12 protein-coding genes are annotated in these 13,879 nt (G+C 62.0%); 8 read left to right on the top strand and 4 right to left on the bottom strand.

The annotated features are described in order from the left end of the window. The first annotated feature begins 22 nt into the window (after positions 1 to 22). Positions 23 to 742 carry an SDR family oxidoreductase gene (locus tag A3EC_RS0110395; protein ID WP_026162422.1) on the top strand — a complete coding sequence of 240 codons (720 nt, stop codon included), beginning with the start codon at positions 23 to 25 and terminating at the stop codon, positions 740 to 742. A gap of 44 nt (positions 743 to 786) precedes the next feature. On the opposite strand, the gene A3EC_RS0110400 is transcribed toward A3EC_RS0110395, so the two are convergent. Beyond that, on the bottom strand, positions 787 to 2,439 hold the full coding sequence (locus A3EC_RS0110400; protein ID WP_040428566.1) for an AbgT family transporter: 1,653 nt from the start codon (positions 2,437 to 2,439) through the stop codon (positions 787 to 789). Positions 2,440 to 2,657: 218 nt separating this feature from the next. Here A3EC_RS0110400 and A3EC_RS0110405 point away from each other — a divergent pair, with 218 nt between their 5' ends. Continuing rightward, positions 2,658 to 3,401, top strand: a complete 744-nt coding sequence (locus A3EC_RS0110405) for a YggS family pyridoxal phosphate-dependent enzyme (protein WP_018025128.1) — start codon at positions 2,658 to 2,660, stop codon at positions 3,399 to 3,401. Between the two features lie 31 nt (positions 3,402 to 3,432). Here the strand turns inward: A3EC_RS0110405 and hrpB are convergent, their stop codons facing one another. Next, positions 3,433 to 6,066, bottom strand: coding sequence for an ATP-dependent helicase HrpB (gene hrpB / locus A3EC_RS0110410; RefSeq protein ID WP_018025129.1), 2,634 nt, complete (start codon positions 6,064 to 6,066; stop codon positions 3,433 to 3,435). 36 nt (positions 6,067 to 6,102) lie between these two features. Here hrpB and A3EC_RS0110415 point away from each other — a divergent pair, with 36 nt between their 5' ends. Beyond that, entirely contained in the window at positions 6,103 to 6,963 is an 861-nt protein-coding gene (locus A3EC_RS0110415; RefSeq protein WP_018025130.1) for a hypothetical protein, read from the top strand. 121 nt (positions 6,964 to 7,084) lie between these two features. Next, complete coding sequence (locus tag A3EC_RS12165) at positions 7,085 to 8,437, top strand: glycosyltransferase family 87 protein (RefSeq protein ID WP_018025131.1); 1,353 nt, start codon at positions 7,085 to 7,087, stop codon at positions 8,435 to 8,437. Here the strand turns inward: A3EC_RS12165 and A3EC_RS0110425 are convergent. Beyond that, entirely contained in the window at positions 8,434 to 8,823 is a 390-nt protein-coding gene (locus A3EC_RS0110425; protein WP_156812934.1) for a Rieske (2Fe-2S) protein, read from the bottom strand. The two genes, A3EC_RS12165 and A3EC_RS0110425, sit on opposite strands and share 4 nt — an antisense overlap. A 45-nt stretch (positions 8,824 to 8,868) precedes the next feature. Here A3EC_RS0110425 and A3EC_RS0110430 point away from each other — a divergent pair, with 45 nt between their 5' ends. The 3 genes from A3EC_RS0110430 to A3EC_RS0110440 are packed head-to-tail and all read left to right on the top strand — an operon-like array spanning position 8,869 to position 10,933. Next, positions 8,869 to 9,765, top strand: coding sequence for a cation diffusion facilitator family transporter (locus A3EC_RS0110430; protein WP_026162423.1), 897 nt, complete (start codon positions 8,869 to 8,871; stop codon positions 9,763 to 9,765). Continuing rightward, on the top strand, positions 9,752 to 10,270 hold the full coding sequence (locus A3EC_RS0110435) for a methylated-DNA--[protein]-cysteine S-methyltransferase (RefSeq protein WP_018025134.1): 519 nt from the start codon (positions 9,752 to 9,754) through the stop codon (positions 10,268 to 10,270). Before A3EC_RS0110430 ends, A3EC_RS0110435 begins: the two co-directional genes overlap by 14 nt. A 9-nt stretch (positions 10,271 to 10,279) precedes the next feature. Continuing rightward, positions 10,280 to 10,933, top strand: a complete 654-nt coding sequence (locus A3EC_RS0110440) for a nitroreductase family protein (RefSeq protein WP_018025135.1) — start codon at positions 10,280 to 10,282, stop codon at positions 10,931 to 10,933. A gap of 9 nt (positions 10,934 to 10,942) precedes the next feature. Here the strand turns inward: A3EC_RS0110440 and A3EC_RS0110445 are convergent, their stop codons facing one another. Beyond that, a complete protein-coding gene (locus tag A3EC_RS0110445; RefSeq protein WP_018025136.1) occupies positions 10,943 to 13,006 on the bottom strand; it encodes an NADPH-dependent 2,4-dienoyl-CoA reductase in 2,064 nt (687 codons plus the stop codon). A 128-nt stretch (positions 13,007 to 13,134) separates the two neighbouring features. Between A3EC_RS0110445 and A3EC_RS0110450 the strand changes: the two genes are divergently transcribed. Then, positions 13,135 to 13,878 (top strand): SDR family oxidoreductase, encoded by a 744-nt coding sequence (locus A3EC_RS0110450; RefSeq protein WP_018025137.1) that lies wholly within the window; start codon positions 13,135 to 13,137, stop codon positions 13,876 to 13,878. Position 13,879 lies beyond the last annotated feature (1 nt).

Consider the following 13,879-nt stretch of genomic DNA (forward strand, 5'->3'; position numbering starts at 1 on the left):
CCGAACCGGGTAGCGTAAAAGCATGACTACTCCTGCTGATAAATCCACCCTGCCCGTTGCCGTTGTAACCGGTGCGACCGGTGGGATGGGCCGCGACATCGTTGCAGATTTAGTGGCCGATCACCGCGTTTTTGCTTTAGGACGCAATGAAGCGACCCTTGCCCAGCTCCGCGAACTGGCAAACGTCACCGCGATTGCCGCGGACCTGACCGACCTAGACACTGGTTTTCCGCCGGAGCTGACCGGATTAGAGGTTAACGTGCTGATTCACGCCGCAGCGGTTGCGTCACGAAGCAGCGTTGCCGACGCTGACCACGGGGAATGGCGGCGTCAACTGGACCTCAACGTTCTGGTACCGGCACTTTTGACCCGCCACCTGCTGCCGGGACTGCGGACGCGGCGCGGCACCGTCGTCTTCATTAACTCCGGCGCCGGGCTGCACGGCATTGGCGGTAATGCGGTGTACGCCACGACCAAGCATGCGCTGCGCGGCCTGGCTGATTCGCTGCGGCAGGAAGTGGCCACTGATGGAGTGCGCGTGACCACGATTTATCCAGGTCCAACGGACACCCCGATGCTGGAAGGCCTGATGGCGCAGGCTGGCACCGACTACCGGCCGGAATGGTACATCGAACCGGCGGAAGTAACTCGTGCGGTGCGGCTGGCTGTCGATGCCGGGGAAACCACCCAGCTGACCGACATCGCTGTGCGGCCGCGGGTGGAACTGAGCCAGCGAAAGTAGCTGGCGCCCTAAGACTGCCGTAGCGCTGCCGTGGTGCTGTCGGCCTAACGCACCGGCACGCCTGGGCCCAGTGGAATACCGGCCAGGTACCACAGGCAGAAGAACAGGAACCAGCCGACGAGCATCGCCATGGCATACGGGATGGCCAGCGACATCAATGTGCCGATGCCAGCCCGCTTGTAGTACTTCTGCAGGAAGGTCAATGCCAGTGCGAAGTATGGCGACATCGGGGTGATGATATTCGTCGGCGAGTCACCCATACGGAACAGCATCTGCGACACTTCCGGCTGCACATCGACGTACATCAGCATCGGCACCACCACCGGCGCCATCAGCGCCCACTGCGCCGAACCGGAGGTGACCAGCAGGTTAATCAACGCCACCAACAACACCAGTGCGCCGAAGAGCAGCAATGGCGGCAAATCAGCCTTAGTGAGGAACTCCGCGCCGGTAATTGCGGTCCACTGACCCAGGTTGGACCAGCCGAAATATGCCGTGAACTGGGACACCGCGAAAAAGAGCACCATCATATTCGTCAAGGTGCCCAAGCCCTTTTCCATGAAACCTGGGATGTCGGCCGAGTTGCGGATGGAACCAACCACCAGGCCGTAAGTAATACCGATGGCGGCGAACAGCAGCGCAATCGACACCACAATGTTCTTCAGCAGCGGCGAGCTCAGCGCATCAATTTCGGGGCCGCGGAATGGTGAGGATGGGATGAGCAGCAGCGCGAACCAGACAGCCAGCAGCACCACACCGACGAGGCTGGCCCAGACAACGCCGCGCTTTTCCCGTGGGGATAGCTGCAGTTCATCGCGGTCGGTGTCGTTACTGGAAGTTGCGTCAGCCGATTCGTCATCACGCTCATCGTCATCGCGCGTCCGCACCTTGGTGAAGGACGCTTCTTCGTGGTTGATGTCGTCTGGGTGGATGGTGCGCTCGGTGTAGCGCAGCACAAACAGTTCTGTGACGGCAGTAATAATGAGCGCCAAAATTACCGACGATGCGACTGTGAAGAAGTAGTTCGCCAGCGGGGACACCACATGCTCTGGGTCCACGAAAGCGGCGGCTTGGGTGGAAATACCGGCCAGCAGCACGTCGGTAATATTCAGCACCAACGAAGCGTTGAACCCGGCAGATGACGCGGCGAAACCAACCATCGCGCCGACAATCGGGTTGCGGCCAACCGCCTTAAACGCCGCGGCGCCCAGCGGAATCAAGATGACATACACCGCGTCGGAGGCAACCGAACCGGTCACGCCCGCAAGCGCCAACACAAAGGTCAGCAGCACTTTCGAGCGGACCGCACCGATGGACCAACGGATAGCGGCACCGATGTAGCCCGAGTATTCCGCGACTGCGACACCGAGCATGCACACCAAAATCAGGCCAAGCGGCGCGAAACTAGTGAAGTTCGTGACCGCGTCGGTGACCATTTTCTGCAGGTACTCGGCGGTGGCGAGGCTTTCGACTTTGATGGTGTCGCCGGTGGCGGGGTCGGTGGCCTCCATGCCGATTTTCGCGCCGACCCAGGAGGAGAAAATGACGACGCCCGCGAGGACGACGAATAGCCAAAACGGGTTCGGGAGTTTATTGCCGATTTTTTCGAGCGTGGCCAGCATGCCCTTCGGTTCGGGGCGCCGGACTGTGTCGTCGGAGTCGGATGGACTTTCGGGGCTCGGTGCTGTCGTAGTCATGTCACTCTTGGTTTCGTCGGGGTCGGCGGTGGCCGATTCGGACAGGTTCAGCTGCGACGGTAACCATATTGCTGCGCGTTTTATGCCAGTTTCAGCAAAATCGGAAGAACTGTTATCAGGTGTGCTGTTGGGGCAGGCGTCAGTGCAGCCATCGGCGCGAGCGCCTGAGCGGGCGTCGGTATTTTCGGGCGCGCCGGGCCTCTGCCTAGGATGGTGGCATGAGTAATGCACAGCCGCCGCTCAACCCGTCACCGCAGTCGGTTGAGGAGTTTCAGGAGGTCTACCAGCACTTTTTGGGCCGGATTGCGGATGCCGCCCGCGCCGTCGACCGTGACCCGAATGAGGTGCGGCTGCTGCCGGTCAGTAAAACGGTGCCTGCCGAGCGGCTGCGCCTGGCGATTGCTGCCGGGATGACGGAGCTGGCGGAGAACCGGGTGCAGGAAATGGCGGGGAAAGCCACGGACTTGGCAGACACCGACGTGACCTGGTGTTTAATTGGTCCGCTGCAGCGCAATAAGGCCCGTGATGCCGCGGCGTTTGCCACCGAGTTCCACGCATTGGATTCGGTCCGCTTGGCGACAGCGCTCAACAATAGGCTTATTGACGATAAGGTGCTGGACGTCTTTGTGCAGGTCAACACAAGTGGGGAAGCGCAGAAGTCTGGCGTGGCACCGGAAGAAGCAGCGCAGTTGTTGGATGACCTGGCGGCGTTCCCGCAGCTTCGGGTGCGCGGATTGATGACCATGGCGAAGTTCTCCCCGGATGAAGCTGTAGTGCGTGGGAGCTTCGCGCGGCTGCGCGAGTTGCGGGAATCTTTGACCCCGAATCTGCCGGATGGCATGAGCGTGGCAGAGCTGTCGATGGGCATGTCCGGCGATTTCGAATGGGCAATTGCTGAAGGCGCAACGACAGTGCGGATTGGCCGCGGGCTGTTCGGCGCCCGCCCACCTGTCGGGGCTTAGCAGGCGACAGTCGGCCCGCCGCGCGTGAGTGCTAGCGCCGCTTCGGGTGCTTCACCCGCACAGTAGCTTCCGCTGACCATGGGTCTTCCGGCCATGGATGCTTGGGGTAGCGCCCGCGCATTTCTGCCCGGACCTGCGGATACCCGGTTTCCCAGAAGCTAGCCAAATCCGCTGTCACCGCCAGGTCTCGCCCCGCAGGTGACAGCAAGTGGAACACAATCGGTACGCGCCCATCCGCTACCGTCGGCGATTCCGCCCACCCGAAACACTCCTGCAACTTCACCGCGCACACGGGTTGGCCATCTGGTTCATCAATCGGTGGGTAGTGCAGCCGCACAGTCGATCCCGATGCCACTTCCAATCGTTCCGGTGCGAGCTCGTCGAGGCGCGCGGCCTCTGGCCATGGCAGTAGCCGCTGCAGCGCAGTGAGCATCGGGAATTTTTTCGGGTCCGTGCCGCGTGCGACCGCGTCTAACTCGGGGCCAAGCCAGAGGTCGGCGGCAGCAATCAGGGAAGCGCTGTCGACCGCTGGCCATGGCGCGCCTAGCTGATTGTGCAGCAGTGCTATGCGGCGGCGGAGGGTTTCGGCTTCAGCAGAAAACCGGAACATGCCGGTGACCTGCCCGGACGCGGCGGCTTTATCGCCGGGGCGACGCAGTGAGTCACCGGAGTCGTCGGTGCCCAGGCCAACGGTGGTCAGCGCGCGCTGCACTGCAGCTTGGGCAGCAGCAGGGGTTGGGGTGACGGTGACCCGGCCTAGTTCGATGGCGCCGAGTGCGCTGCGCCGGTAACCGCGGATTTTTCCGCCTGAGTAGTCGGCGCTGACCTCATCGGTGTGCAGCGCAGCTCCCGCTGCAAGGGCATCGTCTTCCGAAATGACGATGGCGGCGCGGATAATCGCGCCGGAGGCACCGCCTGCTTTCCCCGCAGCGCGCGTGACGTCGGCAACGGCAAGCCACGGCTGCCCCGACAGCCCGGAATCTGGTGGCAGGGCAGCGCCGGTACCGCTGGCCAGTAGGTATTCGGTGCTGGTGCCGCGCTGCTGGGCGAGTCGGTCTGGCCACGCCGCCGCAACAACCAGTGCGTCCGTGTTGGCAGCTGCGGTAATGGAGTCCGTAGTGGAGTGGGCGCCGGTGGGCTTTGTGACGTTGGTGCGCTGCGCAATCTTTTCCAAGCGCTCGGTGTCGCGGCGCCACTGCTTGGTGGCTGAATGCGCCCCACGGCGCAGCGCCGATAACGTGCGACCAAGATCGCCGCCGTCGTGACGAGTATCCAAACTCAGACATGCGACAACTTCTGCGGCAGTGCGCACACCGACTTCTGGCGCGCTGACCAGCAGTGCTCGTGCGAGCCGTGGCGATGTCGGCATGGCCGCGATCTGGTGGCCCATCTCGGTAGCAGCGCCGTCGTCATCAATAGCGGACAAAGCGCGGAGCACTTTTTCTGCAGCATCAGCCGCCGCAGTTGGCAGTGGGTCAATGAGCCGCAGGCCAGCTCCCCGCGGGGTGCCCCAACAGGCCAGCAGCAGCGCGGCCTCGGTGAGATCCGCCGCCGCGACCTCTGGGGTGATGTGCGTAGGGAAGCGGGTCCATTCCGATTCGCTGAAACAGCGGAACACTTGGCCGGGGCCTTGACGGGCAGCACGGCCAGCACGCTGCTCACCGGAGGACCGCGCCTCGGACACGGTGACCAATCCGCTCATGCCACGCATCAGGTCTAGCCGCGGTTGGCGGGATAACCCGGCATCGACAACGGTGCGCACGCCGGGCACCGTGAGCGAGGACTCGGCAATGTCCGTGGCAACAATAATGCGACGGCCAGCAGCGCTGCCACCAGATACGGCGCGGTCTTGCTGCGCAGGCGTTAATCCACCGTGCAGCGGCAACACTTCGACATCACCGCCACCGACTCGCCGCCGGAGCTCCCCAACCACAGCATCGACTTCCCGGGCACCCGGCAGAAATACCAAAATATCGCCTGCCGCGGACTCGAGCGCTTCAGTGCTCACGTCGGCAATATGCGTCAAAAAGCTCTTTTCAACGCCAAACGCACCGAGCCGAGGGCCTGGTGCCGGGCGCCACAACACTGCCAAGGGGTGCAGTACCGCGGGGGTGTCCACGACGGGGGCGGCGCTGTGGCCATCGCCGAGCAACGCAGCGAACTTCGGGGCGTCGACAGTCGCGGACATAGCAACGACCAGCAAATCCTCGCGCAGTTGCCGCAGGTCAGCGAGCATACCTAGGGCGATATCGGTATCCAGCTGGCGCTCGTGGACCTCATCGAGCACCACCGCAGCCACCCCAGGCAACTCTGGGTCGCGCAGCAACCGCCGCAGCAACACACCGGGCGTCACGAACTCCACTACTGTCGCCGCGGAGACTTTCCGGTCACCGCGCACCGTGTAGCCGACCTCCCGGCCAAGCTGAGTGCCGGACAGTTGCGCCAGCCGGCGGGCCGCCGCTCGCACCGCCACTCGCCGTGGCTGCGTGACAAGCACTGTGCCGGAAACCATTTCACTGACCGCCGGCGGAATCAGCGTCGTTTTACCCGTACCCGGCGGTGCCTGCACCACCACCGCGCCGCGCTCAGCGGCCGACGCGAAGCGACCCAGCGCCTCCGCGACCGGTAAACCAGCACCAATGGTGGGCAAATCGAAATGCTGCATGGAACAAGTGTGCCTTAGACGAGTAACCTCACGAGCATGGACCACATCGGGCAGCTGCGTTTTGCTGATGCACATGTCGCCGCCACCACGGTGCGCGATTACCTCGTCAGCGACTTTGCGGCGCCGTTTCCGCAGGACGACTTCACTGCGGGCGCCAACCCCACCAGCATCGGCCTGGCTACTGACGGCGGGGTAGTGGTGGGCCAACCCGGCGGCAATGATTTCCTCGGCGATGTGCTGCAATCACTCCGGCAGCAGCGCCCAGACTGCGACTGGGTGGGGTTGGGCCGGTTCACCGAACCGATTGCCGCCGACCGGTTGCTGTACCTGTCGCGGCTGGGGATGCGCGCCATTGGTTACCGCCTCGGGCCGAATGAACTCGCCGCGCCCTACGATGTGCAGACTTCCGCGGCGCTGGCGTTTGAGCTGGCGAACTGCGTCTGTGACATTCACGTCGCGGACGACATTATTGCGCTGGCCACCCCGACACCTGGGGTGATGCCACTGCCCGGGCTGCTGACTGAACTTGCCGAACTGCTGCTGAGCCTGCCCGCCGCGACCCTGGAATGCCCGAATATTGCCGCCTACCCGCCGCAGTTCCTCCGAGACCTCGCATATTCCGGGGTCAATATTAAGGTCACCGGCGTTTCTTTCCACCAGGATGGCGACCCGGTTGCGTTGGTCCCGGATTTTGTTCGGCTTATTGACGGATTGACGGAACGTTTTATGTTGGGCAGCGGCGCGGATTTTCGGACTTCGGTGACTGTGCTGCCGCAGGTGCTGGCGGCGGTGGTGGCGCAACATGGGTATTCGGCGGCGCGGGCGATTGTGCACACTAATGCGCAGCGTTGGTACCGGCTGGGTGGCTCCCCGTCGGGCCGGGTGACTAGGTTTTAGCGTATCTGCGGCTTAGGGGCGCCTTGGCTACGGCCTAAACTTTGCTGAGAAACCGCTATAACTGCAGGTGGGGCGCGGAATGTGCTTTGCGGCAGTGCCGAAATGGTGACACCCTGCAGCTATGAATCTGATGACCCGAGAGCAATCTCAGGACCGTGTCGGCATGGCCGCCGCACCCCAACGCCAGCACCACCGTCGCTGGCGTAGCGACTGGCCGCTGCTGATGTTCCTGCCGAAACCACTGATGTACATCCTTCTGGTGGCACTGAGTTGCTTCAGCATCTACAAGATCTTCGGCGCACTAGTGCTGTCCGAAGAAACGTTCCTCATGGACGTCCAAGTCTTCCAGGACGCGGGGTTCGCCTTTGTCCGCGGCGATGACCTGTACGAAGATTTCCCAACCCGCTCCGGTTTCCGCTTCATCTACCCGCCGATTGCCGCGCTACTTTTCGCCCCACTGACCTGGTTTGGGCAGGCGGAACTACAACTGACGTGGAACGCCGCCACCATCGCGGCAATGTGGTTCATCTGCTTTGCCGTCAGCCGCTCATTGAAGCTGCCGCACCCAGTGTGGGTCGGGCTAGCATGCCTGGGGCCAGCCCTGATGCTTGACCCCATTACCGAGAATCTGCGGTTTGGCCAAATTAATGTCTTCTTGGTGGCGCTAGTTACCGCCGATGTGCTCGGGGTGATTCCGCGGCGCTTCCGCGGCGTCGGCATTGGGCTGGCTGCCGCAATTAAAGTGACCCCGGCGGCGTACGCCATCTTGTTCCTAGCTGGCCGAGAATGGAAGCCGCTGCTGCGCTCTGCCGCAACGTTCCTGGTCAGTGTGGTGGTCGGTTTCCTAATTCGGCCACATGACGCGTGGTTCTTCTGGACCGAGGAGTTCTCAAAAACCGACCGCGGCGGCGCCCCAAGTTACGCCCCTAACCAGGCGTTTTCCGGTATTTTGGCACGCGCGGAGGTTCCAGAGAATATCGCTTCCGTCGCAACGTACGCATTTTTCATCTTCGCTGCGCTAGCGACGTGGTGGGCGGCGCACCGTATGTTGGCGCAGCACCGCCCAGTCATTGCACTGTTCACCGCGTCGACCGCTATTGCGGTGGCGTCCCCAATCACCGTGACGCACCACTGGGCGTCGGTGTTGCTCGCGCTGCCCCTGATTTTGGTGCTGCGGTCCTGGTCCGGCCGGATTGGGTGGCTGCTGTTTTTCGGCGCGCACTACTTCGCCCCGTGGTACCTCTTTGATGAGGCAGGCGGCGAGGCCGCGGATGGCCTAGTGCTGCAGGCGGTCGGTAATGCGCAGGCGTGGACCGGGTTGTTGGCCTTTGCTGGTCTGTTGTGGGCGGCGTGGCGGATGGGTCCGGCACGCAGCGCCCGGCCGGGTGTGCCGACGGAGGAACGCTCCCGGATTGAACCGCCCCGTGGCCCAGTGCCAGCTGTTGCCGCTACCGCCCCGCAGTCAGCAAACTAGCCGACGGAGAGTTTGCCTTCACCACTCTTTTCCAGGGTGGCCGGTGCCATGCCGCTGCGCGCTGGGCCGGAGACCAGTGAACCGTCCGCAATGCTGAACACGGAACCGTGCGCGGTGCAGGTGACAATGCCGTTGCCGACTTGGTCAATTTTCCGGCCCTGGTGTGGGCAGACGTTGGAGTAGGCGGCAAATTTTCCTTCCTCCGGCTGTGCGACAATGTAGTCGCCGACCAACTTCGCCGAGCCGACTGGAATTTCGCCGGGGTCCACTTCCATTTTTTCGCCACTGCTGCAGGCTGCAAGCAACGCGGCCATGGCGGTGGCGCCGGTGCCGGCGAGGAACATGCGACGGCTACATGCTGGGGTTTTACTGGTTTCACAGCTCATGCCTTCATCGTAAGCCTTGTCGGTCTCGAGCGGTATCGTGGGTGTATGCCAGATTTAACTAGGTTCGCTTGGTTGTCGGTAGCGGCGGCTGTGGCGACTATTGCGTTGAAGGTGTGGGCGTGGTCCATCACCGGTTCGGTGGGCTTGCTGTCGGATGCGGCAGAATCCGTCGTCAATCTCATTGCCGCCTTGGTGGCGCTGTGGGCGCTGACGGCGGCATCGAAACCGGCGACCGACGATCACCAGTTTGGTCATTCCAAAGCGGAGTACTTCAGCGCTGGCGTTGAAGGCGCCATGATTTTCATTGCCGCGGCGTTCATCGTGGTCACCGCGCTGCCGCGACTGTTTGAACCGCAGCCACTGGAGGCCGTAGGCATTGGTCTGGCCATTTCGATGGCGGCATCGGCACTCAACGGTGTAGTTGGTTTGGTGTTGGTCCGCGCCGGGCAGAAGTACCGCTCAATGGCGTTGGAGGCCGATGGTAAACACTTGTGGACTGACGTCATCACGTCGATTGGCGTGCTGGTCGGTATTGGTTTGGTGTGGGTGACCGGTTGGCTGTGGTTGGACGCCCTGACAGCCTTGGCAGTTGGCGTGAATATTCTCTTTACCGGCGGGAAGTTGGTCCGCGAGTCGGTCGCTGGCCTGCTGGATAAGTCGATGGAGAAGGAAGATTTGGCGGATTTGCGCACCATTTTGAAGGGCTACCGCGACGCCAACGGCGGTGAAATCAACTTCCACGAACTACGCACCCGCGAATCTGGCCGCCAACTGTTCGTGGAGTTCCACTATTTGGTGCCCGGCAAATGGGATGTGAGTTTTGCCCATGACCTGCTGGAAGAGGTAGAGACCGACATCCGCGACCGCTTCCCGGGTGTGCACATTTCCAGCCACATGGAGCCGATTGAAGACGAGCGAGCCTACGGCGATGTCCACCTGTAGCCGCGCCATATCCACCCCCTTTGGCGACTTCACCATCACCGCCACCGCCGACGGCGTCCGTGCGGTTGCATTTGGCAGCCTTCCGCTTAGTGACGAAATGGGCGCCGCCGACACAGGGGCTGTGGCTGGGGCAGAAGCTAGGTCAGACACTGGGGCGATGGCTGTGTTAGATCAAGCCGCAGGACAGCTGGTGCAGTACTTTTCCGGGCAACGGCGAGTCTTCACGGTGCCGCTGGATATGCCGGACATGCCGCCTTTTCAATCGCGGGCGCTCGCCGCGATGCAGCGGATTGGATACGGCGACACCGCAACATACGCGCAATTGGCGGCCGAAGCGGGCAATCCGAAAGCGGCTCGGGCAGCGGGCAGTGCCTGCGCTAATAACCCGATTCCGATTATTATCCCGTGCCATCGCGTCGTTCCGACCAGTGGTGGCACGGGCAATTATGGTGGCGGTGCGCAGCTCAAAGAGCGGTTGCTGCATTTTGAGGGACAAGCCAACTAGCCTGAAAATATGACTACTTCGGAGTTTCGTTCCCAGTTCACTGACATTATTCGCTCGCGCCGGGCGACCCGCAGCTTCCAACCGGAAGCATTGCCCGAGGCAGATGTCACCGAATTCCTTGAGCTAGTCCACTGCGCACCCTCGGCGTTTAACCTGCAGGACCGTGCCGTCGTTGTTGTCGATGACCCACAGGTCAAAGAAGTGCTCACCGCAGCAGCTAATGGGCAGCAACAGGTAGCGCAGGCACCAATGACGTTGGTGTTTTTGGCGGAGCCAACGGGTTGGCAGCGCACCTTCCCCGAGGTGGCAAAGCAGAATCTGGCCTCCGGATTGTGGGATGAGGCGGCGGCTGTCCAGAAACAGGCAACAATCAGCAGCTTCCAGCAAGTCCGAGAAGATGCTGGTTTGACCCGAGAGTTCGCGCTGCGCAACGCTATGATTGCGGCGTCATTTGCGATGGTCATTGCGCAAGGCTTCGGGTGGGCGAGCTCGCCAATGACCGGGTTCAATGAGGCCGCTGTGAAAAAGGCGATTGGTGCGGAAGACAGCGATGCGATTGTGGCGCTACTGCTGGCAGTTGGTAAACCAGCAGAGCAGCCAGCCGACACCGGCCGGCTGCCACTGGAATCGCGTTTCTACCGCAACCGCTACCACGAGTTCTAAGCAGGAGGTCTAGAGTTGCGCTGCCAGCTCGACTGCCTGCCGGATCGCTCGTTCGGCGTCTAGTTCGGCGGCCACATCAGCGCCACCAATGACATGTACCCGTGCGGCAGTATCCCCAGCCGCGTTGGCAGGAGTGTCGCCGACCGCGAGGGTGTTGGACTCTTGACCGGTGCAAATCACGACACTGTCGCAGGCAAGCACGTGATCTCCGCTCTCATCGGAGTAATGCAGACCGTCGTCATCAATCCGTTGGTATGCCACACCGGTGTGACCATGCACATTGGCGCGCTTAAGTTCGGCGCGGTGCACCCATCCAGTAGTGGCCCCGAGACCTTTGCCAATGCGGGAAGTTTTACGCTGGAAAAGGTGCACTTCGCGCAGTGGCTGGAACGCCGCCGGTTCGCCAAGGCCGCCAGGAGATTTGTCGTTACCGACCACACCCCAGTCCGCGAACCATTCCGGCAGTGGCGTATTCGGCTCCCGGGTCAAAAACTCTGAAACATCCACGCCGATGCCGCCCGCACCGAGTACCGCCACGACTTGTCCGGCTTCCTGTTCGCCAGACAGTAGTTCCTGGTAGTTCATCACCTTCGGGTGGTTAATACCCTCAATGTCTGGGATACGCGGCACGACACCGGTAGCCACAACCACCTGGTCAAAGCCCTGTTCGAGGAGTGCGTCCGCACTAACCCGGCTGCTGGTGTGCACTGGCACACCGAGTGTGTCCAGTTGAGCACTGAAGTAGCGCAGGGAACCGGCGTAATCTTCCTTGCCTGGAATAGCTGCGGCGAGCCGGAACTGACCGCCAACCTCCGCAGCAGCTTCAAACACTTCGACCTTCAGACCGCGAGTTGCGGCAGCTTCTGCAAATGCCAGCCCGGCAACACCGGCGCCAATCACCCCAATGCGCTGACCAGTAGCAGCAGCTCCATCGGTGACCGCATCAGTAGCCGCGCTCACCGGCGTGAGCTGCAACTCCAATTCCCGACCAGCCCGGGGGTTCACCAGGCACGACACAATCTGCATGCTGAACGTCCGGTCTAGGCACGCCTGGTTACAACTGATGCAGTGATTGATCTCTGCGGCGCGCCCTTCCTTGGCTTTCTGCACGAAGGCCGGATCTGCCAGGAATGGGCGGGCCATCGAAATGAGGTCGGCATGTCCGTCAATAAGCAAATTTTCGGCGATCTGTGGGGTGTTGATCCGGTTTGAGGCAATGACCGGCACCGACACTTCTTTGCGCAGCCGCTGGGCGTAGCTGGTCCAGGCGGCGTTGGGGACCGAGGTGACGATGGTGGGGACGCGTGCTTCGTGCCAGCCGATGCCGGACATGAATACGTCGACGCCGGCGGCCTCGAGTTCGCGGGCGAAGGTGGCGACTTCCTCCCAGGTTTGGCCGTCTTCGACGAGGTCAACCATCGAAATGCGGAAGCTGAAGATTTTGTCAGGACCAATAGCTGCTCGTACCGCGCGGGCAACCGCCAGTGGGAAAGCGCGGCGGCGCTCGGCATCGCCACCCCAGTCATCGTCGCGCAGATTCGTGCGGGCCGCGAGGAACTGGTTCAGCAGGTAGCCTTCCGAACCCATGATTTCCACACCGTCGTAACCAGCAACTTCGGTGGCAAGCCGCGCGGCTTCGGCGTAGTGGTCGATGAGCTCGCGGATTTCGGTGTCAGTGAGTTCGCGGGCTGGGTGCGGGGCAATCGGGGCGTGTGTAGCGGAGCAGGAGACCACATCTGCGTGGTAGCCGTAGCGACCCGAATGCAATAGTTGCAGCAGGATGCGACCGCCCGCGTCATGCACCGCGGCAGTCATGGGCTGGTGGGCCTCGGCGAATTCTGGGGTGAACTCGCCGCCAAAGGGCATCAGGCGACCGGATTCGGTGGGGGAGAACCCGCCGGTGACCATGAGCGCGGTGCCGCCTTTGGCACGCTCAACGAAGTAGGCGGTCATCGCTGGGATGGCGGCGAGATGCTCCTCGAAACCAGTGTGCATCGAGCCCATAACCAGCCGGTTTGGCAATTCGACGGTGCCGACGGTGATGGGGGAGAACAGGTGCGGGAAGTGGGTCATAGTCGCATTGTCGCTAATTTCTCTGGGGAATGTGGCTGTTTTTATCAGAATGGCATCTGGGGGAATGCCGCCCGGAAAGTCGGCATACTGGAAAGAGAAGAACGTTTTCGGCCGCCAAAGGAGCAAATATGAATTCCCGTCCCGTTGCAGTTGTTACTGGTGCATCGTCTGGCATTGGTGCCGCAGCAGCCAAATCCCTGGCTGACGCTGGTTTTGATGTGGTGCTGGGGGCTCGTCGCGCCGACAAACTCAAAGCAGTCGCCGCTGGAATCGGGGAGCATGCCACCGCCATTGAACTGGATGTCACCAACCAAGACAGCGTTGATGCGTTCGCCGCGCAGGTGCCGCGCTGCGATCTGCTGGTGAATAATGCGGGCGGTGCCAAGGGGATGGAACCGCTGCCAGATGCTGACCTGGATAAATGGCAATGGATGTATGACGTGAATGTCATTGGCATGGTCCGGATGACCAAAGCTTTCCTGCCGAAGTTGGCGGAAGCAGAGGGGGCCCGCGGCCAGGTTATTGTCATCGGGTCGATTGCTTCCCGCCAGGTCTACCCAGGTGGGGCCGGTTATAACGCGGCCAAGCACGCGGAGCGCGCGGCGACTGAAGTGATGCGGAAGGAAGTTGCGGAGTTTGGGGTGCGGGTCTGCGAAATCGACCCGGGCCGGGTGCACACCGACTTCTCATTGGTGCGTTTTGACGGAGACGAAGAGAAGGCGGAGGCAGTGTACGCGGGCGTGCAGTCGCTGCAGGCATCGGATATTGCCGACATCATTTCGTTTGTGGCGACGCGGCCAGCGCACGTCAATCTGGATTCCATTTTGGTAACGCCGACGGATCAAGTCTCCGCGGCGCCGAAAGCTCGCTAGG

Source organism: Corynebacterium ulceribovis DSM 45146 (assembly GCF_000372445.1).
GTDB classification, from domain to species: domain Bacteria; phylum Actinomycetota; class Actinomycetes; order Mycobacteriales; family Mycobacteriaceae; genus Corynebacterium; species Corynebacterium ulceribovis.